Annotated in this window: 16 protein-coding genes; 3 read left to right on the forward strand and 13 right to left on the reverse strand. The window is 42.4% G+C overall.

Translation table 11 applies throughout. From position 1 onward, the window contains the following. Positions 1-9: 9 nt before the first annotated feature. Positions 10-891: an ABC transporter permease subunit gene (locus ACESON_RS09730; protein ID WP_177959221.1), complete on the reverse strand. Its 882-nt coding sequence runs from the start codon at positions 889-891 to the stop codon at positions 10-12. Positions 892-991: 100 nt separating this feature from the next. Further along, entirely contained in the window at positions 992-2332 is a 1341-nt protein-coding gene (locus ACESON_RS09735) for an extracellular solute-binding protein (protein WP_177959220.1), read from the reverse strand. 286 nt (positions 2333-2618) lie between these two features. On the opposite strand from ACESON_RS09735, the gene ACESON_RS09740 reads away from it, so the two are divergent. Further along, positions 2619-3761, forward strand: a complete 1143-nt coding sequence (locus ACESON_RS09740) for a glycoside hydrolase family 88 protein (RefSeq protein WP_373109541.1) — start codon at positions 2619-2621, stop codon at positions 3759-3761. A 25-nt stretch (positions 3762-3786) separates the two neighbouring features. Next, a complete protein-coding gene (locus ACESON_RS09745; protein ID WP_373109543.1) occupies positions 3787-5475 on the forward strand; it encodes a DUF2264 domain-containing protein in 1689 nt (562 codons plus the stop codon). Positions 5476-5490: 15 nt separating this feature from the next. On the opposite strand, the gene ACESON_RS09750 is transcribed toward ACESON_RS09745, so the two are convergent. The 11 genes from ACESON_RS09750 to ACESON_RS09800 form a co-directional block, all read right to left on the reverse strand. Next, positions 5491-6978 carry a glutamate synthase subunit beta gene (locus ACESON_RS09750; protein WP_373109544.1) on the reverse strand — a complete coding sequence of 496 codons (1488 nt, stop codon included), beginning with the start codon at positions 6976-6978 and terminating at the stop codon, positions 5491-5493. Positions 6979-6988: 10 nt separating this feature from the next. Further along, a complete protein-coding gene (gltB, locus tag ACESON_RS09755) occupies positions 6989-11575 on the reverse strand; it encodes a glutamate synthase large subunit (protein ID WP_177959216.1) in 4587 nt (1528 codons plus the stop codon). A gap of 320 nt (positions 11576-11895) precedes the next feature. Beyond that, a complete protein-coding gene (locus ACESON_RS09760) occupies positions 11896-12930 on the reverse strand; it encodes a Gfo/Idh/MocA family protein (RefSeq protein WP_373109546.1) in 1035 nt (344 codons plus the stop codon). Between the two features lie 58 nt (positions 12931-12988). After that, positions 12989-13858, reverse strand: a complete 870-nt coding sequence (locus ACESON_RS09765; protein ID WP_373109547.1) for a sugar phosphate isomerase/epimerase family protein — start codon at positions 13856-13858, stop codon at positions 12989-12991. 41 nt (positions 13859-13899) lie between these two features. Then, on the reverse strand, positions 13900-14997 hold the full coding sequence (locus tag ACESON_RS09770; RefSeq protein WP_373109549.1) for a Gfo/Idh/MocA family protein: 1098 nt from the start codon (positions 14995-14997) through the stop codon (positions 13900-13902). 18 nt (positions 14998-15015) lie between these two features. Continuing rightward, positions 15016-15930, reverse strand: a complete 915-nt coding sequence (locus tag ACESON_RS09775; protein ID WP_373109551.1) for a sugar phosphate isomerase/epimerase family protein — start codon at positions 15928-15930, stop codon at positions 15016-15018. A gap of 159 nt (positions 15931-16089) precedes the next feature. Then, positions 16090-17322: an ROK family protein gene (locus ACESON_RS09780; protein WP_373109553.1), complete on the reverse strand. Its 1233-nt coding sequence runs from the start codon at positions 17320-17322 to the stop codon at positions 16090-16092. A gap of 60 nt (positions 17323-17382) precedes the next feature. After that, positions 17383-18627: an ROK family protein gene (locus ACESON_RS09785; RefSeq protein ID WP_373109555.1), complete on the reverse strand. Its 1245-nt coding sequence runs from the start codon at positions 18625-18627 to the stop codon at positions 17383-17385. A 20-nt stretch (positions 18628-18647) separates the two neighbouring features. Continuing rightward, the gene (locus ACESON_RS09790; protein ID WP_373109557.1) at positions 18648-20150 is read right to left on the reverse strand and encodes an ABC transporter substrate-binding protein; all 1503 of its coding nucleotides are present in this window, start codon (positions 20148-20150) and stop codon (positions 18648-18650) included. A 70-nt stretch (positions 20151-20220) separates the two neighbouring features. Continuing rightward, positions 20221-21063 (reverse strand): carbohydrate ABC transporter permease, encoded by an 843-nt coding sequence (locus ACESON_RS09795; protein ID WP_373109558.1) that lies wholly within the window; start codon positions 21061-21063, stop codon positions 20221-20223. Positions 21064-21081: 18 nt separating this feature from the next. Then, positions 21082-22038, reverse strand: a complete 957-nt coding sequence (locus ACESON_RS09800; protein ID WP_373109560.1) for a carbohydrate ABC transporter permease — start codon at positions 22036-22038, stop codon at positions 21082-21084. A gap of 245 nt (positions 22039-22283) precedes the next feature. On the opposite strand from ACESON_RS09800, the gene ACESON_RS09805 reads away from it, so the two are divergent. Continuing rightward, positions 22284-24197: a DUF4838 domain-containing protein gene (locus tag ACESON_RS09805; RefSeq protein ID WP_373109562.1), complete on the forward strand. Its 1914-nt coding sequence runs from the start codon at positions 22284-22286 to the stop codon at positions 24195-24197. The last annotated feature ends 82 nt before the right edge of the window (positions 24198-24279 follow it).

A 24279-nucleotide genomic window follows, 5' to 3' on the forward strand; every position in this document is an offset into this window, starting at 1 on the left:
GTCCCCTTTCTACATGTAGCTGACCCATTTTTTCTCTGTCTTAAACTGAATTACAGTAATCGTCAGAACGATAGCAAACAGTACCATAGAAATCGCACTGGCATATCCAAATTCGTAGTTAATAAATGCTGTATTATAGATATGATATACCAATACGTTCGTAGCACGGCCTGGACCGCCATTGGTCATAACAGAAATCAAATCAAATACCTTAAAGCAGGCAATGGTCAGCATAATACTTACAAAAAACGTGGTCGGTGTCAGCATTGGTAATGTGATACTTTTAAATCTCTGGAATGCATTGGCTCCGTCTACCTTTGCCGCCTCATAAAGTTCTCTTGGAATCGCCTGAAGACCAGATAAATATAAGATCATATAGTATCCCATGCTCTTCCAGATACTTACGATAATGATAACCGGCATTGCCCAGTCAATTGTAGAAGTCCATCCCGGAGGATTTGCAATACCAATGGCTCTTAAAATATTATTAATCGGTCCTAAAGTCGGATGGAACAGCAGGTTCCATACCACTGCAACGGCTACCAGGGATGCTACATGAGGAAAGAAAAAGACTGTTCGGAAAATATTAATTCCCTTCAGCTTCTGATTCAAAATCATAGCCAGTCCGAGGGCTGCAGCCATCGTAAGCGGTACTGTAAACACGGAATAATACACCGTATTTTTCAAGGAAATGATAAAGGTTTCATCCTTAAAAAGCCTTGCAAAATTCTCCAGCCCAACAAATTTCATTGGATTTGCCGAATCCCATTCCATTACGCTCAGTCCCATAGAGCAGACAATCGGAATCAGAGTAAACAGCAAAAATCCTACGAAGTTCGGCAAAAGAAATGTATATGCAGTCACAAGATTTTTTACTTTTCTTTTTGACATATCTCTGCGCTGTAAAACAGCCCCTCCTTCTTTTTACTTTAGGAAAGTCCCCTGAACCGGAATTCAGAGGACTTTATCAGCTCGCGAGCGAGCTTCTTTTTTATTTCTTCAGCAATTCTTTCACACGCTCAGCCATTTTTGCAAGTCCGTCATCAACAGAATTTGCACCCAGCATAATCAAATCATGCTCTTCAGAAATAATCTGCTCCAGTGCACCTGCCTCAGGAATCATCTGACACTCTAATACGAATTTATCAGCAGCGATTGCATCGCGGAATCCTTCCGGCATTCCCTCTACACTTACCAGGGTATCAATGGTTTTTTCGTTCTGATATGCAGGCAATGTTCCAAGGCTTGCCAGAATGTCTGCACCCGGCTCGGTACACATAAACTGAACAAATCTCCATGCCTCTTCCGGATGTGCGGCATTCTTGTTGATTGCAATCGGAGTCGGGTTGCTGACAGCTGTACCAGGCTCCTGACCTTCGAAATGCGGAGCTCTTACAGCACCCCACTCAACAGCAGTTTCGCCTTTGTTCTTGGTATTGATGATCATGTTAGCAAACCAGGTTCCCATTAATTCCATAGCCACCTGTTCTTTATAGAAAGGACCGCTGTAATGTACATTTCCTGTTTTCAGAGTGCCGTAATCCATAGCAGATTTGTCCTCGTTCTGCATACCCAGGAACATCTCATAAACCGGCTTCAGGAATGCGTAGTCTCCGTCTGCCATGCTGTGCTCTTCGCTCAGACCCCAGCGATATAAGGAACCCGGCCATGTATGGCAGTAGCCGCCGTAAATCTTGTCATTTCCCTCTCCGCTGGTCATCTTTTTAGCCAATTCTCTATACTCATCCCATGTCATATCATGCTTTGGATATTCGACACCAGCTTTGTCAAACAGGGTTTTGTTATAATACAGAACATAGTAGTCATTTCTGAACGGAAGACCGTACAGCTGATCTCCGATTCTGATTCCTTCATCAGAACCCTGATACGGAGCCATATCAATTCCGCTTTCTTTTACCATATCGTCCAGAGGCATCAGCTGGTTCTTTTCCACCAGGCTGGTATAAATATTCATACTCTTAATGGTAATTACATCAGAGGTATCACCAGAAGAGAGCAATACCGGAATTTTCGTATCGTAATCGGTTGCTCCGATATCCATTACTTTTACCTTGATGTCCGGATTTTCTGCTTCAAACGCCTCTACCAGCTTTTTCCAATAGTCTGTTGTCTCATAATCCCATACAGTAAAAGTAATTTCAGTCTGTCCTTCAGCTGCGCCGCTCTCCCCCTGAGCTTCGCTCTGTGCTGCAGAATTTTCTGCCGGCTTCTGAGCAGATTCCTTAGAACCACAGCCTGCCAGGGTTGTCGCCGCACATGCTGCTGCACAAGTCAGAGCCATTGCTTTTTTCCATAATCTTGTTTTTTTCATGATATCCTCCTTATTTTGTTTCGTTGTTTTTATGGCTTAATTATAGTTAATAATGTGTTTTTTCTGAATGGAATATCTGTCATTTTATCGTTTTTATATAAACTCCCTCCTCTTTTTTGTGCATTTAACCAGTAAAATTATATACTATCCTGTATTTTTTTGCACTGTCCAGCATTTCTCTGTATAAAATGTTACGTGATACAAGATTTTTCTCCATTTCCTTTATGTATTTTATCTTATATAATTTAACTGAAAATCAAATCGCCAATTGGAGGAGGTCTTTTTTATGATTATGAAAGAATCAGAAATCAACAACATCTATGAAAACCTGGAAAAAAAGATAGAAGCTGAATGTAAGCGAATGGAAAACAAAATTCCTTACTGGACCGAAGACGGAATCTATCAGCAGGATTACGCAGAAAAAGATATCTACTGGTGGACAAATGGTTTCTGGAGCGGAATTCTCTGGCAGCTCTATCACGCAACACAAAAGGAGCTGTATCTGAATACAGCCAGAAAAAATGAGGAGCTGTTAGACAAGGCACTTCACGGCTTTACCGGACTTCACCATGACACAGGCTTTATGTGGCTCCACAGCGCTGTGGCTGACTACCGCCTTACTGGTTCACAGGAAGCTCTGGTGCGCGGACTCACTGCTGCCAGCGTTCTCGCAGGAAGATATAATCCTGTTGGAAAATTTATTCGTGCCTGGAATCCTGACTGCGTCGAAGAGGGGGAAGATTGCACCGGCTGGATTATCGTAGATTCTATGATGAATATCCCGCTTTTATACTGGGCCAGCCAGATAACCGGAGATCCCAGATTCAGTCAGATTGCAGTCAACCACGCTGACACCGTAGCTTCCTGTCTGGTACGTGACGATGGTTCCTGCGGACACATTGCCTGCATCAATCCAGAAACAGGAGAGCTTGAGCAAATTCTTGCCGGCCAGGGATATTCCGAAACCTCTTCCTGGTCTCGCGGCCAGTCCTGGATCCTTTATGGATTTGCGCTTTCCTATCGCTATACAAAAAACAATGCTTACCTGGACATCGCTAAAAAAACTGCCCATTACTTTATTGCAAATATTGGATTAACCGGATATGTTCCGCTCTGCGATTTCCGCCAACCCGCTTCTTCTTCCTATCTTGATGCTTCTGCCGGACTGTGTGCAGCCTGCGGACTTCTGGAAATTGCTGAACATGTAGACGAACCTGATAAAAACCTGTACCGCTTCTATGCCGAACTGATTATTCAAAATACTGCAGAAACCTGCTGCAACTGGGATCCGGAAACAGACAGCATTGTGCAGAACTGCAAGGTTGCCTTCCACAATGACAGAAGAGAACAGACTGATTTGATCTATGCTGATTATTTCCTTACGGAAGCCATTCTCCGGCTGAAAGGAAAGGATTTTCTCATCTGGTAAATCTAGAAGATAGGAGACTGATATTATGAGAGAACATGCTACAGAACTTCTCGTAAAGCTTTTAAAACCTACAATTCCTCATTTTTCTCCAAACCAGGCACGCTTCTGCCCCGGAAGTTCTGCTGCTGTCTATGATCAGGCAGCAGCAGGGGTCGAAGGGTTTTCCCGACCTTTGTGGGCATTGGTTCCATTTTGGGCGGGAGGCGGAAACTGGCCAGAAATGGAGAATCTCTACCTGAATGGACTTACCGCCGGAACGAATCCAGAAAATCCGGAATATTGGGGTGGATTCCAGGATATCGATCAGCGATTTGTAGAAATGGCCGCCATTGCCTATGGAATTTTGATGGTTCCAGAAAAGCTCTGGCATCCCCTTTCTCCTGAAGCCAAAAAAAATCTGACAGTATGGCTTGATGGAATTAACCACTATGCCTGCCCGCCCTGTAATTGGATGTTTTTCGGAATTCTGGTAAATATCGCCTTGAAATCTATCGGCGCCCCATACTCTTCCGACATTTTATCCCAGTATCTGGATTATATCGAAAGCTGCTATGAGGGAGACGGCTGGTATCTTGACGGACAGAATGGAGAAAAGGATTATTATATCTCCTTTGCCTTTCATTACTATAGCCTGATTTACTGTCGCTTTATGAAAACAGAGGATCCTAAACGCTGTATCAACTATGAAAACAGAGCCAGACTTTTTGCAAAAGATTTTATCAGCTGGTTTGCCGAAGACGGCTCCTCTCTGGCTTATGGACGTTCCCTGACCTACCGTTTTGCCCAGGTTTCCTTCTTTTCCATGTGTGTGGCCTGCGAACTGGAGGTCGTTCCTTACGCTGTTATGAAGGGGCTGATTGCACGTCATCTGGATTTCTGGATGAAGTATCCGATTTTTGATACCAGCGGACTTTTAACAATCGGCTATGGATATTCCAACCTTCTGATGTCAGAGCAGTACAATGCTCCCGGCTCTCCTTACTGGGCTATGAAAGCATTTGCCTTCCTCTCTCTTCCAAAGGATCATCCCTTCTGGCAGGAGGAACCTGCTCCTCTTCCTGCATTGCCTAGTCTAAGCTCTCAAAAATATGGCGGACTTCTGATTCAGCGAATTCACGGAGATGTTACCGCCTACTGCGGAGGACGGACACTGCCTCACCATCATGTTCACACCGAGGAAAAATATTCCAAATTCGCTTATTCAAGCCGATTTGCTTTCAGCGTTCCCCGGTCTATGAGAAGCCTTGCAGAGGCCGCCCCTGACAGTATGCTGGCATTTGAAATCAATCACCTGTTCTTTGTCCGCGGAATGGCAGATAGCAAAGAGCTTTCTGAAGATAGGATTTCTTCTAAATGGTCACCCTATGAAGGAATTCAGGTAAAAACCACTCTTATTCCTGATTCTAACGGACACCGGCGGATTCATACCATTCACAGCAATCGAAGCTGTACTGTCTATGACTGTGGCTTTGCATTCCCTGACACATTCACAGCTTCTATAGAATCCGAGTGTATCCGTATTCAGGCGCCTGACGGAAGAACCTATTTTGCATCTGCTTCCGGAGATTTTGAACAGGCAAAAAAAGGAAAGGCCATGTATATTCAGGCCTCTCCCAATACAAATTTATTACATCCTAAAACAGGAATTCCCTGCATCTGCTATCCAATCCACGAGGGAACCCAGGTAATCGAAACAAGATTCTGGGAAGAGTAGCTAAGCTTACTATATCTATGCCAGATTCGTGTATCCCATCAGATGACAGTCAATCTGTCTGGCAGCCTCACGGCCTTCGCGGATCGCCCATACCACCAGGGACTGCCCCCGGTGCATGTCACCTGCAGTAAAAATATTCTCTGCCGTTGTAGCATAGCTTCCCGTTTCCGTTTCCACATTGGTGCGGGCATTTAAGTCCACACCAAAGGCTTCTGCCACATAGTTCTGGGCTCCCAGAAATCCGGCGGCAATCAGTACCAGATCAGCGGCGACCTCTCTTTCGCTGCCCTCAACCGGCACCATAGAGGTCCGCCCTGTCTCCGGATCCTTCTGAGATGCAAGAGAAATCAGGACTGCACGACAGATCTTTCCGCTCTCATCCTTGATAAATTCTTTTACTGTAGTCTCATATACCCGCGGATCCTTTCCAAAAACTGCCGCAGCCTCCTCCTGACCGTAATCGGTTTTGCATACTCTGGGCCACTCTGGCCAGGTGTTGTTTTCTGCCCGTTTATCCGGCAGCTTCGGCATCATTTCCAACTGAATCACTGACGCACAGCCATGGCGGACAGCTGTTCCCACACAGTCATTTCCCGTGTCTCCGCCACCGATTACAAGGACATTTTTATCCTTTGCCGAAATATAATTACCATCCTCCAGACCAGAATTCAGGAGGCTTTTTGTCGTAGCTTTTAAAAAGTCCACAGCAAAATAAATTCCCTGCGCATCCCTTCCCGGAACCTGAATATCCCTCGGGTTAGATGCTCCGCAGGCCAGAACCACACAGTCAAAATCCTTCTTCAGGCGGCTGGCCTTATAGCCATTCCCTACATCTGCTCCAGTTACAAAGGAGATCCCCTCCTCCCTCATCACCTGGATTTTCCGGTCAATAATATGCTTTTCCAGCTTCATATTGGGAATTCCATACATGAGAAGACCGCCGATGCGATCCTCCCTCTCAAATACTGTTACATTGTGTCCTCTCTTATTCAGCTGATCTGCTGCTGCCAGTCCGGCCGGACCAGAGCCTACTACGGCAATCTTTTTTCCAGTTCGGATTCTCGGCGGACGGGGGCCTGCCTTTCCTGTTTCATAAGCCTTCTCAATGATAGCCCTCTCATTCTCCTTAATGGCAACCGGATCCCCATTCAGGCCGCAGGTGCAGGCAGCCTCACAGGGTGCAGGACACACACGGCTGGTAAATTCCGGAAAGCTGTTTGTCTTTTTTAGGCGGTTATAGGCCTGAGACCAGTTTCCTGTATATACCAGATCATTCCATTCTGGAATCAGATTGTTCAAAGGACATCCCGAAACCATTCCTCCAATCATCATGCCGGACTGGCAGAAGGGAACGCCGCACTCCATGCAGCGTGCTCCCTGCTTTTTCTGCTGTTCCTCTGTTAAAGGAGTATGAAACTCATTAAAATGACCGATCCGGCTCAGAGGCTCCTGCGCTTTGCCAGTCTTTCTTTCATATTCTAAAAATCCCGTTGGCTTTCCCATGGCTTCCTCCTCACCCTTTCTTATTGGCATAAAATGCTTCAATCTGTGCCTGCTCGCTGCTGAGTCCCTTTTCCTCCATCTGTACAATGGTGTTCATCATACGCCGGTAATCATGGGGCATAATCTTTTTAAACTTGGGCAGATACTCTCCAAAATGCTCCAGAATCTCTTTTCCGCGGGCAGAATTGGTGTATGCCACATGCTCCTGAATCATCTCCTTGAGCTCCTGCACATCGTATTTTCCCGTTACCTCTTCCAAAGAGACAAGAGCCTTATTGACACGCTTGTACAGATCCCGCTTTTCATCCAGAACATAGGCAATTCCGCCGCTCATTCCCGCTGCAAAATTCTTTCCTGTAGGGCCAAGCACCGCTACGCGGCCGCCAGTCATATATTCACAGCCATGATCTCCCACGCCTTCTACCACTGCCATAGCTCCGGAGTTGCGGACGCAGAACCGTTCTCCTGCTACGCCATTAATAAATGCCTTTCCCGAGGTTGCCCCATACAGAGCTACGTTTCCAATAATAATATTATCCTCTGCTTTGAATCTGGCAGACTTTGGCGGATATACAACAAGCTTTCCACCTGACAAACCTTTTCCAAAATAATCGTTGCTGTCACCTATAAGCTCCAGTGTCAAGCCTCTGGGAATAAAAGCACCAAAGCTCTGTCCACCACTTCCGCTGCACTGAATGGTAAAGGTATCCTCTGAGAGTCCCTCCGGATACTGGCGTGTAATCTCAGATCCCAGGATCGTTCCCAGTGCCCGATCCACATTGGATACATCAATCTGCAGGCTCTTCTTCTGTCCGTTTGCCAAGGCCGATTTCAGCTTCTTTAACAGTACACGTTCATCCTGTGTCTCCTCCAGTTTAAAGTCATATTCCTGCTTATTTTCATATCCCCGGAAGTGCTCTCCTGCATATTGGTTTTCCAAAATATTGGATAAATCAACCTTTCTGGCTCTGGGATTTTCAATATCATCCTTCTTTTTCAAAAGGTCTGTTCTTCCCACCAGCTCATCTACAGTACGGATTCCCAGCTTTGCCATATACTCCCGCAGTTCCTGGGCAACAAAATACATAAAATTCACTACATATTCTGGTTTTCCTTTAAAGCGCTTCCTCAGCTGAGGATTCTGAGTTGCAATTCCCACCGGGCAGGTATCCAGATTGCAGACACGCATCATAACACATCCCATAGTTACCAGCGGCGCGGTTGCAAAACCAAACTCCTCTGCCCCCAGCATACAGGCAATCGCCACATCACGACCGGTCATCAGCTTTCCATCTGTCTCCAGAATTACCTTATCTCTAAGTCCGTTCATAATCAAGGTCTGATGAGCTTCGGCTACTCCCAGCTCCCAGGGAAGTCCTGCATTATAAATAGAATTCCGGGGCGCTGCTCCTGTACCTCCGTCAAAAGAAGAGACCAAAATCACCTGAGCACCGGCTTTTGCCACACCTGCAGCTACTGTTCCTACCCCTGCCTCAGATACCAGCTTGACAGAAATCCGCGCCCTGGTATTGGAATTTTTCAAATCGTAAATCAGCTGAGCCAGATCCTCAATGGAATAAATATCATGATGAGGAGGCGGAGAAATGAGTCCTACCCCTGTGGTAGAATGACGCGTCTTTGCCACCCACGGATACACCTTTCCTCCCGGCAGCTGACCGCCTTCTCCCGGTTTTGCCCCCTGAGCCATTTTGATCTGAATTTCCTGGGCACTGACAAGATATCTGGATGTAACGCCGAATCTTCCTGATGCCACCTGCTTAATTGCAGAACAGCGATTGTTGTTTTTCGGCCCCGGAGTCAAACGATCCAGGCTCTCGCCTCCCTCACCTGTATTGGACTTACCGCCCAGACGGTTCATCGCAATCGCCAGTGTCTCGTGCGCTTCCTGAGAAATAGAACCATAGGACATGGCGCCCGTCTTAAACCGCTTTACAATAGACTCTGCACTTTCCACCTCTTCAATGGGAATGCCTCCATTTTCATCATACTTAAAATCCATAAGGCTGCGGAGATTTACGGTCTGCCCCTCTTCATTCAAAGCATGACTGTACTCTTTGAAAACATTGTAGTCTCCTGTTCTCGATGCCTCCTGAAGCAGATGAATGGTGCGGGGATTGTACAGATGCTCCTCCTGCCCTGCCCGTTCCTTATGGCTTCCTACACTTTCCAGAGTCAGATCCACATCCAGTCCCAGGGGATCAAAAGCAGAGGAATGAAGTGCGTCCACATCACTGGCAATATCCTCCAGCGTAATACCTCCTACCCGGCTGACCGTATTAGTAAAATACTGGTCAATCACCTCTTTTGAAACACCGATTGCCTCAAAAATCTGCGCGCCCTGATAAGACTGAATCGTAGAAATTCCCATTTTTGACGCAATTTTTACAATTCCATGGAGAACTGCTGAATTATAGTCATTCACAGCCGCATAGTAATCCTTATCCAGCATTCCCGAATCAATCAAATAGCGAATGGATTCCTGTGCCAGATAGGGATTGATGGCGCATGCGCCGTAACCAAGGAGAGCTGCAAAGTGGTGTACCTCTCTGGGCTCTCCGCTTTCCAGAATCAGCGCCATAGCGGTCCGCTTCTTTGTCTTTACCAGATGCTGCTGCAGCGCAGAAACAGCAAGGAGAGACGGAATCGGCACATGATTTTCATCAATATCTCTGTCAGACAGAATGATAATATTCGCACCCTCTCTGTGAGCCCGGTCAACCTCAAGAAAAAGACGATCAATTGCCTTTTCCAGAGAAGTATTCTTATAATAAGTAATCGGAACAACCTCTACACGAAAACCAGGCTTTTTCATGTGTTTGATCTTCAGCAGGTCTGTACAGGTAAGAATCGGATTATCCACCTTAAGAATCTTACAGTTGTCTGGATGTTCCTCCAGAACATTTCCCTCCTCGCCTACATAAACCGTAGTAGACGTTACAATTTCTTCCCGAATAGAATCAATCGGAGGATTTGTTACCTGAGCAAAAAGCTGTTTAAAATAATTAAACAGTGGCTGATGCTTCTTCGACAGAACTGCCAGCGGACTGTCTGCTCCCATAGCAGAAACCGGTTCAATTCCATTTAAGGCCATAGGCAGAATCATGGTTTTATACTGCTCATACGTATAACCGTAGGTTTTCTGCAGCCTTGCCCGCTCAGCCTTTGTCATAGACAGAACCCCTTTATTCGGAATCGGAAGCTTGTCCAGCTCTACCAGGTTGGAATCCAGCCACTCTCCATAAGGACGACGGGAGGCGTAACGCATTTTCAAAGCCTCATCGCTGACCAGTTCCCCTTTTACCGTATCAATCAAAAGCATCCGTCCCGGACGGAGACGTTCCTTTTTCACAACATGGGAAGGATCCACCTCAATCGCACCTACCTCGGACGCCAAAATCACCTGATCATCATCTGTAATGTAATAACGGGAGGGGCGAAGTCCGTTTCTGTCCAACACTGCCCCCATCACATCACCGTCACTGAATACGATCGAGGCAGGGCCATCCCATGGCTCCATCATAGTTGCATAATACTGGTAAAAATCCTTTACCTCCTGAGGCATAGACTTGTCATGAGCCCAGGGAGCCGGAATGGTAATCATCACTGCTAACGGAAGCTCCATACCGCTCATCATCATAAACTCCAGAGCATTATCCAGCATGGCAGAATCCGAGCCCTCCTGATTAATAATCGGAAGAACCTTGTGCATCTCTGACTTGAAAAACTCCGATTCCATCGTTTCCTCACGGGCCATCATCTTATCGACATTTCCACGGATGGTATTGATCTCTCCATTGTGAACAATCAGGCGGTTTGGATGCGCTCTCATCCAGCTCGGATTCGTATTGGTGCTGAATCGGGAGTGAACTACAGCAATCGCAGATTCATAATCCGGATCCTGCAAATCCTCAAAAAACTTTCTCAGTTCTTTTACCAGAAACATTCCTTTGTATACAATAGTTCTGCTGCTCAGCGACACCACATACGTATTGTCATTGCTCTGTTCAAACACACGACGAGCCACATACAGTCTGCGATCAAACTCCAGCCCCTTTTCCACTCCTGACGGCTTGCCGATAAAGCCCTGAACAATATGAGGCATCTTTTCTACTGCCCTGTCTCCAATCTGCTCCGGATGGATGGGCAGATCTCTCCATCCCAGGAACTCAAGCCCTTCCTTTTTTACAATAATCTCAAACATCTTTTTGGCTTGATTTCTTGCAAGCTCATCCTGAGGAAAGAAAAACATACCAACACCATAGGTTCTCTCCTCTCCCAGCTCGATACCAAGAAGCTGTGTCACCTTCTTAAAAAAACGGTGAGAAATCTGAAGCATAATTCCTACGCCGTCTCCTGTCTTGCCCTCTGCATCCTTTCCTGCCCGGTGCTCCAGATTCTCTACAATGTGCAAAGCCTGGTCCACGGTTTTATGACTTTTTATGCCTTTAATATTAGCAACCGCACCAATTCCGCAGTTATCATGCTCAAATCTGGGATCGTACAGTCCGAAACGTTCATCATTTCTTTCAGCCTGCTGGGCAGCAGCGGCCCCTGTAATTCTCTGAACATCTTCCATATCTGTTTCCTTTCCAAAATACTGTTTTGGGGTTTCCCTTTCCATCATTTGTTCCTTGGTTGCTTTCGCACAGCAATTCATTAAAGTTAAGTGTTTAAAAAGAAATTGCGCGCAGAGCGCCTTGCTCTGCATCACGCAATTCCTATCCATAACTTTTTGATTAGCTGTCTGCCAGTAACATGATAATGATAATACTACATTTTACCCAGTTTGTAAACAGGTTTTTTGAGGAAATTTTCAGATTATTTGTTATTATGTTGTTTTCATCATTATTGTCAGACTATTTTTATTTTATTAAATTTTTTCAAATTTTCTGGTAATTATAATTCTACTGGACCATTAATTCTGGATGATTCATATATTCCCTGCACAATCTCCAGTGTTTTTTTTGCATCTTCTGCTGCCCATGGCATCTTCTTTCCCTCTCTCAATGCCTGATAGCATTTTTCTATCTGATAAAAGTGATAACTTCCCCAATAGCTTTCCCCCTTACTATTCGGACAAGCTGATGGTAAGATCTCTTCTTTTTCTCCAGATGCAAATGTGATTTCCATTTTATTATAAGTTAAAAGTGCCGTCGCTTTCTCACAGCTTATTTCTACTCGTATCGGACTATTTGTTGTATAATAGTTGCACGCATAAAAGGAATAGACTGCTCCGTTCTCCAGCCAAATCGCTGCATCTGCTTCATCCTCTACTTCAATCCCCGTCAAAACGCGCCTTGCCGTATGCCCCAAAATCCTTTTTGCTTCCAGCCCCGTCATATAACGTACTAAGTCAATGGAATGAATTGCCTGATCAATGATTACACCGCCGCCCTCTGTATCCCAATGCCCTTTCCAGTCACATTTATAATAACTTTCCGGACGATACCAGTTCAGTGTAGAAAAGGCTCCTTTCACTTTGCCAAACTCTCCAGACGCAATTCTTCTTTTAACTTCCTGAACACCTTCAATAAAACGATTTTGATAAATTACCCCAAGCTGCATTCCTGTTCGCTCTCGCACTTCAATCAGCTGATCTGCCTCTGCAAGGCTTATGGTAACTGGTTTTTCTGTAAGAACATGAACACCACATTCCATGGATACAACCGAATATCTGCCATGCAGGTGATGCGGAAGCAAAATATGAACTAAATCGGGCTTCACCTGCAATAAAATCTGACGAAACGAATCAAACTCTACTTGATCAGATGCATAGCATCCCGGAAATTTCTCTGCAAATTTCTCTGCCCGCTCAAGTACTTTATCCATAGCCAGAACAATCTCTGCTTCTTCCTTTAACTTATAAAATGCCTCTTCATATACCGATGCAATTCTTCCACAGCCAAGCACCGCAATTCGCAGTTTTTTCATTTTAATCTCCATTCTGCCATCTTTCTGCTAATAACACAAACTTTTTCTTGTCTTCAGACTAACGTCCTCTGTGCATCATATCATTCAGTCCTCGCAGATAGCTAAGAGCACTGGCATAACTAGTCTCATCAAAATTTCCAATTTCGTACTCTACGATCGCCCATCCATTCTTACCCAATACTCGATCTAAAATTGGAAAAAGATTCACATAATTCATGTCTCCGGTTCCAAGATTTACATAACCGGAGTGTACTTCAGAGAATTTCTTCTTCTGCCCCTCTTCCGATTTTTTATAATCCCTTAAATGAACATAATCAATTCGTTCTGCACAAGTTTCTAAAAGGTTTACCGGTTCAAATCCAGATACCGCAGCCCACCCTATATCTAATGCAAACTTAAGATCTGGAGCCTCACGAACCAGTGTATTCCAAATCAACCCGTTATCTGCAAATTCCCAGCTGTGATTATGATAATGCACCTGAACTCCAAGTTCATCTTTTATTTTTTTTACCATTTCATTTAGCCTGACAGCTGCCATTTTTACTAATTCCGGATCGTGAAGTTCTAGTTCTATTGCTCCTGCTCCAACCGGAAGATCCTGTATCTCTTCAAATGCAGCTCCACCTGTAGCAATTACATTTTTATTTTTCATGGGTGCCACAAATCTCGCTGTGCTGTATAATGCCGCCTCTGCTTTCTCCGGTTCCCGAATTAAATCGATCAACTTTAATCCACCACAATGCATTCCACTCATTTCTACATGATTGTTTTCCAATGCAGTCAAAAGTCCATCTCTGTTTTCTGTTCCAAAAAAACGTTGTCCTATCTCACATCCTTCTGCACCGGCTCTTGCTAATCTTCCAAGAACTCCATCAGGATTTGATGCGATTTCTGTTCCATATAATACACAATGTGCTCCAAATCTCATTCTCTGTATTCTCCTCTATTATTCCTATATTCACATAGTCTTTAAAATAATTTTACTGTCATACCGGTTTCTGCAGATTCCTGTGCTGCCTGAATCAATTCCTGAAGATATAATCCACGTTCAAACGTCAAAAGACTTTCTTTTCCTTCCTGAATCGCATCAAGGAACTGACGTATCTCGTAATAAAAATTAATCTCAAATGGAATTCTCGGAGCACGTTCATCCGTACCGTAGCAACTTTCTGGTACCGAAACTACTTCTGGAGCCTTTGTATAACCACCATCTTTATCCTTAAGCTGAAGTGTAAGTTCAAACGGCTTTGAGCCATTAAATATCATCTTCCCCCCAGCGCCTACAATTTCCAATACAAAGGTAGCTCCTACACGGCTTGCTGTAAAGCTATAAAGCGTTCCATTTTCCGTACGGCAATTCCAGCATGCCACATCATCATTGGTAACTGTACCAAAAACACCCGGCCTATGAATCAGTTCACGCTTCTTGATCCCTGTGTGCTCCATGCAGTGAATCTCCTGAATTTTTCCACATGTATCACGCAATAAATAATCACATATATCCATCATATGACTTCCAAAATCAGCCAATGCCCCTGGTCCAGACAAATCTTTCTGCATTCTCCATTCTAGTTTTACATTTGGATTCGCAATCCGATCTCCTCCCTGCTCCTCTCTTACAAAATATACATCACCAATAACTCCTTCATCCAGAAGCTGTTTCATATAAGCAAAGCCTGGAATATCTCGATAACACAGCCCTATCATTGCAACTTTATGTGTCAATTTTGCGTATTTAATCGCTTCTGCACAATCTTCCGGCTTAGGCGCAAACGGTTTTTCGCATAACACATGACATCCTGCCTTAAGCGCAGAAACTGCCAATTCGACGTGAGTAGCATTTGGAGTACAGATACTAACTGCATCGCAGGATTCTAACAATTCATCCAAACATTTGCAGGCTTTTGCCTCTTTCAATCCATATTTTTCAATATAATCTTCTGCACGGCCTTCAAGCAAATCATACACCGCTGTAATTTGTGCATCAGAGCAGCACTGGTAAGCTTTAATGTGATTTCCTGCAATACCAATTGTATATCCTGTTCCTATAATACCAATTCGAATCATTCTCTTATCCTCCATATTCTATTTAAGATGCTGTTCAAGAAATGTACGACTCTTTAAAATTCCTTCTGATACTGCTTCCAAACTACCTTCATACTCCTGATCTTCATGCTCAATACTAATCGTACCATCATAACCAATCTTCTTTAGTTCGCCAAGCATTCGCCCCCAGTCTATTTCTCCTCTTCCTGGAATTCGATATGTCCACCAGCTAAAATCTGTCAGAATTCCCGTGCGGGAAAGCTGCTCTCGATCGATTTTTGTATCCTTCGCATGAAAATGAAAAATTTTATCTTTAAATTCTGATATCGGTGCATAGGGATCCATCATTTCCCAGACCAAATGACTCGGATCATAGGCAAGTCCAAGGCACTCACTTTCTAACCGCTCAAAAATCTTGTGCCACATAACTGGTGAAATTGCGATATTCCCCATTAAAGGACAATTTTCAAAGCATAGGCGTACATGATTTTTTTCTGCTAATTCTACTAATGGTCCAAAAGTATCCACAAAAGCATCAAGACTGCGAACCGGAATTCTGCGAATCATGTTTCCTCTATCCTTCACCTCTGGATCTCGATCATAAATTCCCTCTTCTATTGATTTATTAATTCCAGTGGATGTTATAACCTTCTGTATCCCAAGCCGGCCAGCAAATTCAATTCTCTTCTTCAATTGAATAATGTGCTCTCTCGCCTCATCCGCATCGGTACTGAGATAATTTCGACAATAAATCAATGCCGTAATATGAATCCGTCCTTCTCCCAAAACCCTTTCATATTCTTCCAAAGAAAGCGGCAATGACGGCCCACACTCCAAATCTGTAAATCCATGATCTGCCGCCCAGTCAGCTACTTGTCTCAATGACTGAAACTCGCTGCTCTTTTGCCTTTTTGCTTCTTCTACCAAGCTATTAGTTAAAAACCCAATCTTCACAAGCTCCTCCTTTCCTAGTCAATGCTCTCGCGCTATTATATTAATTAATTTATTTAATTATATATTATCATTTTGTATATTTAATGTCAATGAGTTTCTTATTTTATTGTTATTAATGCTGTAATTTTAAAAAAATAGTGCTGAAACTATACTTCAGCACTACTCTCTGCTAATATTTTTAATTACAAATTTTTCTATTGCCATTGCGCAGGCACCTCTTGCCCCTGTATATCGATTTGCCTGAATAAATTCAATTTTCAAATCTAATTCTTCCTGAAACAAATTATTCTCAAGAACAATTTCGCTCAGATATTTTCTCAAAACCTGACTGTTCATCAGTGCACAGTCAACTACAACTAATTCTGAATTTAATAAATTCACTATGTTAGCAATGGAAATTCCCATATATCTAACTGCCGGAAACACAATATCCTTCAGTTCTTCATCACCACAATCAATTGCCATCGCTACTTCAACAATTTTCGGTTTCTTCGGATCCTCACAAAGTTTATGAAGCGTTTCTGCCTTTCCCATTTCCAAAAGATTTCGAATCTGCCGAAGCAAAGGATCCTCACCTACAAAAGCTTGAAGACATCCCTTTTTTCCACAATCGCAAACAGGCCCATCCCATTCCATAATGGTATGACCAATATCACCAGTTCCAAACCGTCCTTTTCCAAACGGCTCTCCATCTGCCATCACACAACAGGAAATTCCCATTTGAGCAAAATAATACAAATAAACATCTGGCCGCTCTTTTCTTTCAAACATATCCTGGCCTATAGCTCGCGCTCGCACATGGTTTTCAATACATACTGGCATTTCTAAAAGCGATGATAAATTTTTCTGAATTGGTTCATCATGCCAAGATACATAATTTACAGAACTGCATACCAAGATTCCATTTTCTGATTCTACCATTCCTGGCGTTGCCCATCCTGCTCCTATAATTTTTTCATGGTCAACCCCCGTCTCTTTAATAAGTTCATCTACGCAATGCTTTGTGCGCAAAAGCATTTCTCTATAAGATATGTTTTTAATATCAAATGCTATCTTTTTCTTACCTGCAATCTTTCCTCGTAAATTAGTTATGCAACATATAATCCCCACTGGACTCCATTCGATCCCTACTGCATACCCGGAATCTTCTGCAAAATCCACTAATGATGCCTTTCTTCCTAAGGAGGGAAAGTTTTCTCGAAGAGGTTCTTCCTGCAAAATTCCATCTTCTAAAAGCTGCTTAATTGTAGTTGTTACTGTTGGAAGTGTAATTCCCAGCTGGTTTGCAATCTCATTCCTCATAATTGGCCCCTGCTGATAAATTGTCCCAAGGATTGAAGCATAATTATTTTTTCTTACCTTAGATAAATTCGAACCAGATTTAATTTTCATATTGTATTTTCACCCTTACACCTATGTTATTACTCTATTATACTAGAATAATGAAAAAGTTTAAAGGCTATCATTCGAAAGTTTCCCTTTCCCACTAATCAAAAAATGCTTAATTGCCAGGGCCGCAGCCCCTCTTGCACCTGTAAATGGACTATATGGAACAAACTCAATTTTTATCTCTTCTTCATATAAACCAAAAATATGCTTCCGCGTCTGAGACAAAAGATATTCCTGATTTTTTTTATTCTGCATAATGAATGCATCTACCAAAACCAACGGAGGATATACTAAATTAATAATATTCGCCAGCATAACGCCTAAATACGTAATAGCTCTTTTTATCACCTGATCTGCCAGCTCATCTCCCTCCATCTGTGCCTGTAATATTTCCTGCATTGTAATCTGTTCTATATCTTTGCAAAGTTCAGTAATCAAAGTACTGCTCCCGCTTTTTATATAATCTTTAACATATTTTATAATAGCTCTTTCACTCGCAATTTCTTCTAAACATCCATAATTACCACAGGTTTCACATTTGGGGCCATCAAGAACCGCTACCATATGCCCTGCCTCCCCAGCTCCCCTTCGATTTCCTTCCATAATCTGATTTCCAACGTAAAGGGGGCATGCAATTCCATAAGAAATTAAATAATAAGCAAAAGTGTCCGGGCGCACTTCGCGCCCGAACAATTCTTCTCCTACAGTTCGCACTCTAGTATTGTTTTCAATCAAAACCGGCAATCCTGTTTGTTCGGAAATATCTTTTGCGATTGGTTTTCCATTCCAGCACCGCAGAGTGCTTTGTCTTACAATACCTCTTTTTGTTTCCACAAATCCAGGGATTCCAATTCCAATTCCAAGAATCTTCGCCCTCTCCACACGACCTTTTTGAATTACCGTTTTAATTATTTCTGACAAACATTCCACTTCATCAGAATAACTCTTTCGTTCTGACTGATAACAATATTCTGCTATCCTTACACCCCGCAAATTCAAAAGTACCACAACAGTCTTATAAGGGCCAATCTCTACTCCAATTACATAAAATGCATTCGGAACAATATCCAGCTTCACAGGACGTCTTCCAATTCCATGTACTTCATCAGACTCATCATTGGTTCGCTCCTTGATTAACCCCTTTTCTATCAACTCGGTAATATTGGTTGTGATTGTTGGTGGTGTAAGTGAAAGCATGTCTGCAATTTCGCTACGGGATATAGGTGCATATTTATATACAACTTCTTTAATCAATATTTCATTATGCTTTTTCACATTTGTCAAGTTGTTTCCGTGCAGTCTTCCCATAGCAATTCCTCCTGCATTTTTTATTTCAAAGCCTTATAGTCTTCCTCTGTATAATCCTTTGTTACATCCCAGTTAGGGAATTCAAACGTAGACACATCAAGTCCGATTGCCTCTGATGCCCGTTTCCACTCCTCTGTTGAAGCATCTGATAACTTCTTTAACTCGCCTGCATAATCTGTAATACTCTGTGCTAAAACACCCTGTACAATTGAACCCAGACTCGGCTGTACATCCTTAACCTCTGCATAGAAGTCATATGCCTTTTCATCACGTGTTGTTGCATACGGAATCACTCTCGCTGTCTCAGAAGCAATTTCATAATACTGTTTCATAACCTCATTATTCAGATGTTTCTCATTTACAGCCGGAACGATAGATACATAGTTTCCATCTTCTACACAGTCGGCCTGATAATTGTAATCTTCGCTAAATAACGCCATCAAATACTCAGCTGCTTCCTTTGGATGTTTTGACTGCTTATAAATTCCCATCCAGGGTGCAGATTCTACCTGTTGTACACCGCCCATTGCAGTTCCATCTGGAGTAGGAACTGCCATAACACCATAATTCAAATCCGGATAAGTCTGATCCCACGGCGGAATACACCACATACCCTGGCAAAGGAATCCAGCCTGCCCCTGTGCAAACATTTCTCTTGCTTCCGGTGCTGCAATATTTACGGTATCCGGATGAATACTTCCATCTTTTACTAATGTATCCAGCAATTCCATAACACCAATCATTGCCTCGCTGTCATATGGTGCTCTTCCATCTACAGTCAGAACCTTCGCATTCTGAGCAATCTTTCCACCCGCAGCACCTGCCATACCTCGAACCATAATATCCAAACGATTCAGCTGCTTTCCACCTTCAATAAGACCATATACCTGTCCATTGCCGGACTCTGTAATTTTCTTACATGCATCAATAAATTCTGCATAACTCTTTGGAATTTCTGTCACACCTGCTGCATCTAAAACATCCTTATTATAATAAAACAGGCTGTTTACAATCGGCATATTCTCTGGAATTGTATACCAATCCTCCCCTTGATGAGTAACACCTTCCTGAAGAATCGACGGATCAAGGGTTGCCTTAAATTCCTCAGTCACATAAGGATTCAAAGGCTGATACCATTCCTCATTCAATGCAGTACTCAGACTCATTCCTGTTGGAATTGGGAAAAGATCCGGACCTTCACCAGACTTGATCATTGTAACAATTGTATTTTTAAACTGATCAATTGTAAGCATCGTATACTCAATCTTGATATTTGGATGATCCTTCATGTACTGTTCATTAAACTCTTCTCTTCGTTTCATAGAGCTATCACTCCAGTCTACAATTCGAAGCGTAATCTGCTCTTCTCCCGATGCCTGTGTAGTTTCCCCTGATGCCTCACTCTTTGACTCTGCTGGAGTCTCCTTTGGTTCATCAGAAGTACTCGGCATTGCACAACCTGCGAGAGTTCCTACTGTCATCGCTATGGCCAATGACAAAGCTCCTGTTTTTTTCAATTTCATAAAATATCCTCCTTTATTAACTTCAGGGGACTCACTCCTCCTGTTTTTTACTTTCCATGAAATTTCTCTATCAGCTCTTCACCGCTCCTGCAATTCCTTCTACAAAATACTTCTGCAAAGCAATGAACAAAATAATGATAGGAATTACGGCGATGGTACCTCCTGCTGCAATTCCAGTCCAATCCACAGTGTTTTCTCCCTTAAACGCATACAATCCAACTGCAAGGGTACGGGATGCCGGATTATTCAGTGTCAGCACCAATGGAAGCATAAATGCATTCCATGCCCAAATCGTTTCCATAATCACAACTGTTGTTGCAATTGGTTTGGATAATGGCATCATTATATTGAAAAAAGTTCTGAAAAAATTACATCCATCTACTCTTGCTGCATCTTCCAATTCACCTGGAACAGATTGGAAAAAACTAGAAAATAACAGAAGAAAAATAACATGGGCACCGCCCGCTTGAGCAAGGATAAGACCTAGTTTTGTTCCTACCAGGTTCATACTTTTTACGACTTCATACGTGGGAATAATTGTACTTACAAGTGGAATGGCGATACTACTCAAAAAAACACCCATAATTAGCTTTTTCCCCATAAAATTATAACGCCCCAATGCATATCCCGCCAGCATTGTCATTACCAACACCAGAAATACTGCAAAAAATGTTACAATCACTGTGTTTACAAAATAAGTGCTAAAATGAGCCTTTTCCCATATACGATATACATTATCCAACGTTGGGTTCTGAGGAATCAGACCTAAGCGATTTTTAAAAAATTCTCCCTGATCTTTGAAAGATGCAGAAATCATCCATAAAAACGGATAAATCCAGAGCATACCGATAACAATCAAAAAGAAATGGCTACAGCATACTTTTATTTTTCTTCTTGCTTTATCCTTGTTCATATCTCACTCCTCCTAACATCATCCAACACGTTTGCGGTTCAAATTTGCTTTTACAATATTCAACACCGCACCGATTACAATAACAGTTACTCCAAACAACAGCGCCGCTGCACTAGCATATCCAAGTCTTGGCATTCCGATCTCACTAGAGAACGCAGAACGATATACATAAGTTGCAATTACATCTGTTGCATAGAAGGGTCCACCCTCTGTCATAGTTTTTACGATATCAAATACCTTCAAAGAGTTAATAGCACATAAAATAGCAATAATTCCGCCAACCGGTGCAATCAGTGGAAGAACAATATGGAAAAAAGTCTGTGCCCTAGTCGCTCCATCAACCGTTGCTGCCTCATAAACATCCTTAGAAACTCCCTGCAAACCAGCTAACCAATAAATCATATAGGTTCCACAATCTTTCCATAAAGAAATCAGTACCAATGTCGGCATTGCATACTTTGCATTACCCAAAAAATTAATCGGGCTTTTCACAAGATGAAATGCCATCAGCAAATGGTTGAGTGGCCCCTGTACACCAAGCAAAAAAATCATAATAATACCAACCACAGATGCAGTTGTTACAACTGGAATAAAAAACATGGTACGATAGATGCTTCTTCCCTTTAATAATTCATTGTTCAACATATAAGCAAGAAAAAGTGAAACAGCAAGCTCCAAAGGAACAATCATTGCCGTATACTTAAAGCTATTGAAAAAGGCATTCCAGAATAATTCATCATGTATTAATTCTACATAATTCTGAATACCAACAAAGGTTGCATTAGAGGTCAATCCCGACCAATCCAGTAAGGAGTACTGAATACTGCAAATAATCGGATACCCTTGAAACAATATATAAAATATAACCGACATGGAAAGGAACAGCCAGCACCAACCATTCAGAATCCACTTTTCCCGACGCTTGTTCCTTTTCGTGACAGCAATTGCAGAAGACTCTCTCTGTTTCACGTCCATGTTACTTCCTCCTTTTTATTTGGTTTTTAATTTATTATTCATTTTAATTAATTATATTTATATCATATTATCCTATATATGTCAATAATATCATTTGTATTTCAATCTTTTGCACAACTATTGCAGCCTTTATTTTTTTATTCATTTTTATTTTTTACTATTTTTTGTCATTTTTGTCTATTCGTTTTTTCTTTCTTCTGGTATAATTTTTATAGCAATCTATTAATTCTTCATGGAGGTATCTTATGAATATTTATCTGAATCACACAGCTTCATCCGACCAAACGCTTTTATTTTCTTCACAAGAATTATCATCCTATTTAAAAAAAATGTTGCCCCAATCTCATATACAGGCCTCCTCTACCCCTGTTCCCTGTAACCCCCCTGATATTTGTATCTCTTTACTCACCTATGACGAAAGCTTAGACACTATCACAAACGACTCTTTCCAAATCAATATCACCCAAGATGGTGGATATATTAAGGGTTCAAATAGCCGAAGTGTCCTAATTGGCGTTTACCACTACCTATATCTGTTAGGATGCCGTTTTCTAGGACCAACACCAGATTGTGAAATCATTCCCATCTTAAGAGATCCACATTTACTTTTTCAGCAAGTATCCCATACTGCCAGTTTTAAACACCGTGGAATCTGTCTGGAAGGCGCCAATTCTTTGGAAAATATTATAGACACCATTAACTGGCTTCCCAAACTTGGATACAACAGCTTTTTCCTTCAATTTCAAATTCCCTATACATTTCTTGCACGCTGGTACCAGCATGAAGGAAACCCATACAAGCAAGCTGTTCCCTTTTCCCATAAAGATGCTGCTGTAATAACAAAAGAAATCGTCTCGGAAATAAAAAAACGTGGGCTCATTCTGCACCAGGTTGGACATGGATGGACTGGTGCCTGCCTCGGTGTGCCTTCTTCCGACTGGAAAGAGGCTGATCTTCCTTTGTCAGATTCTCAGCGTTCCATGTTAGCCGAATTAAACGGGAAACGTCAATTATTTCATGGTATACCCATGAACAGCAACCTGTGCTATTCCAGTCCAAAGGTCATTGACTCTTTTGCAAAAGAAGTAGTTAAATACGCATATACACATCCTGAAATTGATTATCTTCATGTCTGGCTTGCCGATGAATATAATAACCTCTGCGAATGTCACAACTGTCAAGAAAAGCTGCTCTCCGATCAATATATTGATATTTTAAATGAAATAGACAGACTTTTAACTCAGAAGGGACTTCAAACGAAACTGGTATTTCTTCTTTATCAGGAACTTTTATGGCCACCAAAAACATCTCGATTCCATAATCCAGATCGTTTTGTCTTGATGTTTGCCCCCATCAGCAGGACATTCGAAGCTTCCTACCAAATCGGAGATGTCCTGCCACAAATACCGGAATTTCACAGAAACTATATTACGCTTCCTGTAAATTTAAATGAGAATCTTACATTTTTGCGTGCATGGCAAGAGCTTTTCTCTGGTGACAGCTTTGTATATGATTATCCTCTCGGACGCGCTCATTATGGAGATTTTGGCTATCAGCACATTTCCAAAATTATTTTTGACGATATCGAACAATTAAATAATCTCAAGCTCAACGGATACATAAGCTGCCAAGAACTTCGCAGCGGTTTACCTAACTTCCTTCCAAACTATGTGATGGGACGAAAGCTTTGGGACATCTCTCTGTCCTTTGAAACTCTGCAGAAAGAATACATGGAAGCTGCCTACGGAATCCGTGCACAGGACGTCATTAATTATCTGGTGCAATTATCTGACTTATGCAACTGTGATTACTTTAATGGAAAAGGAGAACGAATTCATTCAGAAACAGCTCTTCGGATGGCAAAAGCTGCCCATCTTACCCGAAGCTTCACTTCTACTCACTTTGATAATACGGAAGATGACTCCAAATCTCCTGTGTTCCAAAAATTACTTGCCTATCATTGCCAGACTTATCCACTTTTGGAAGATGCACTTTATCTGCTTGCCAAAGGCGACAAAAAAAACGCCTTCCAAAAATGGAACGAGTTTCGTGAGGAAATTTGTAAAGGTGAAGATGAGTTTCAGCCCTATCTAGATGTATATCGAATTACAGAAGTATCCCAAAAATACACAGGCTTTTCATTTCCAGAAAACGTTTAAATTATTATTTCCAATACACAAGAACAGCCAGACTTCTAAAGTCTGGCTATCTGCATAAATATCAGTATAAATCAACATATGT

Origin of the sequence: Lachnoclostridium sp. Marseille-P6806, assembly GCF_964238185.1 — a bacterium.
Taxonomy (GTDB): domain Bacteria; phylum Bacillota; class Clostridia; order Lachnospirales; family Lachnospiraceae; genus Brotaphodocola.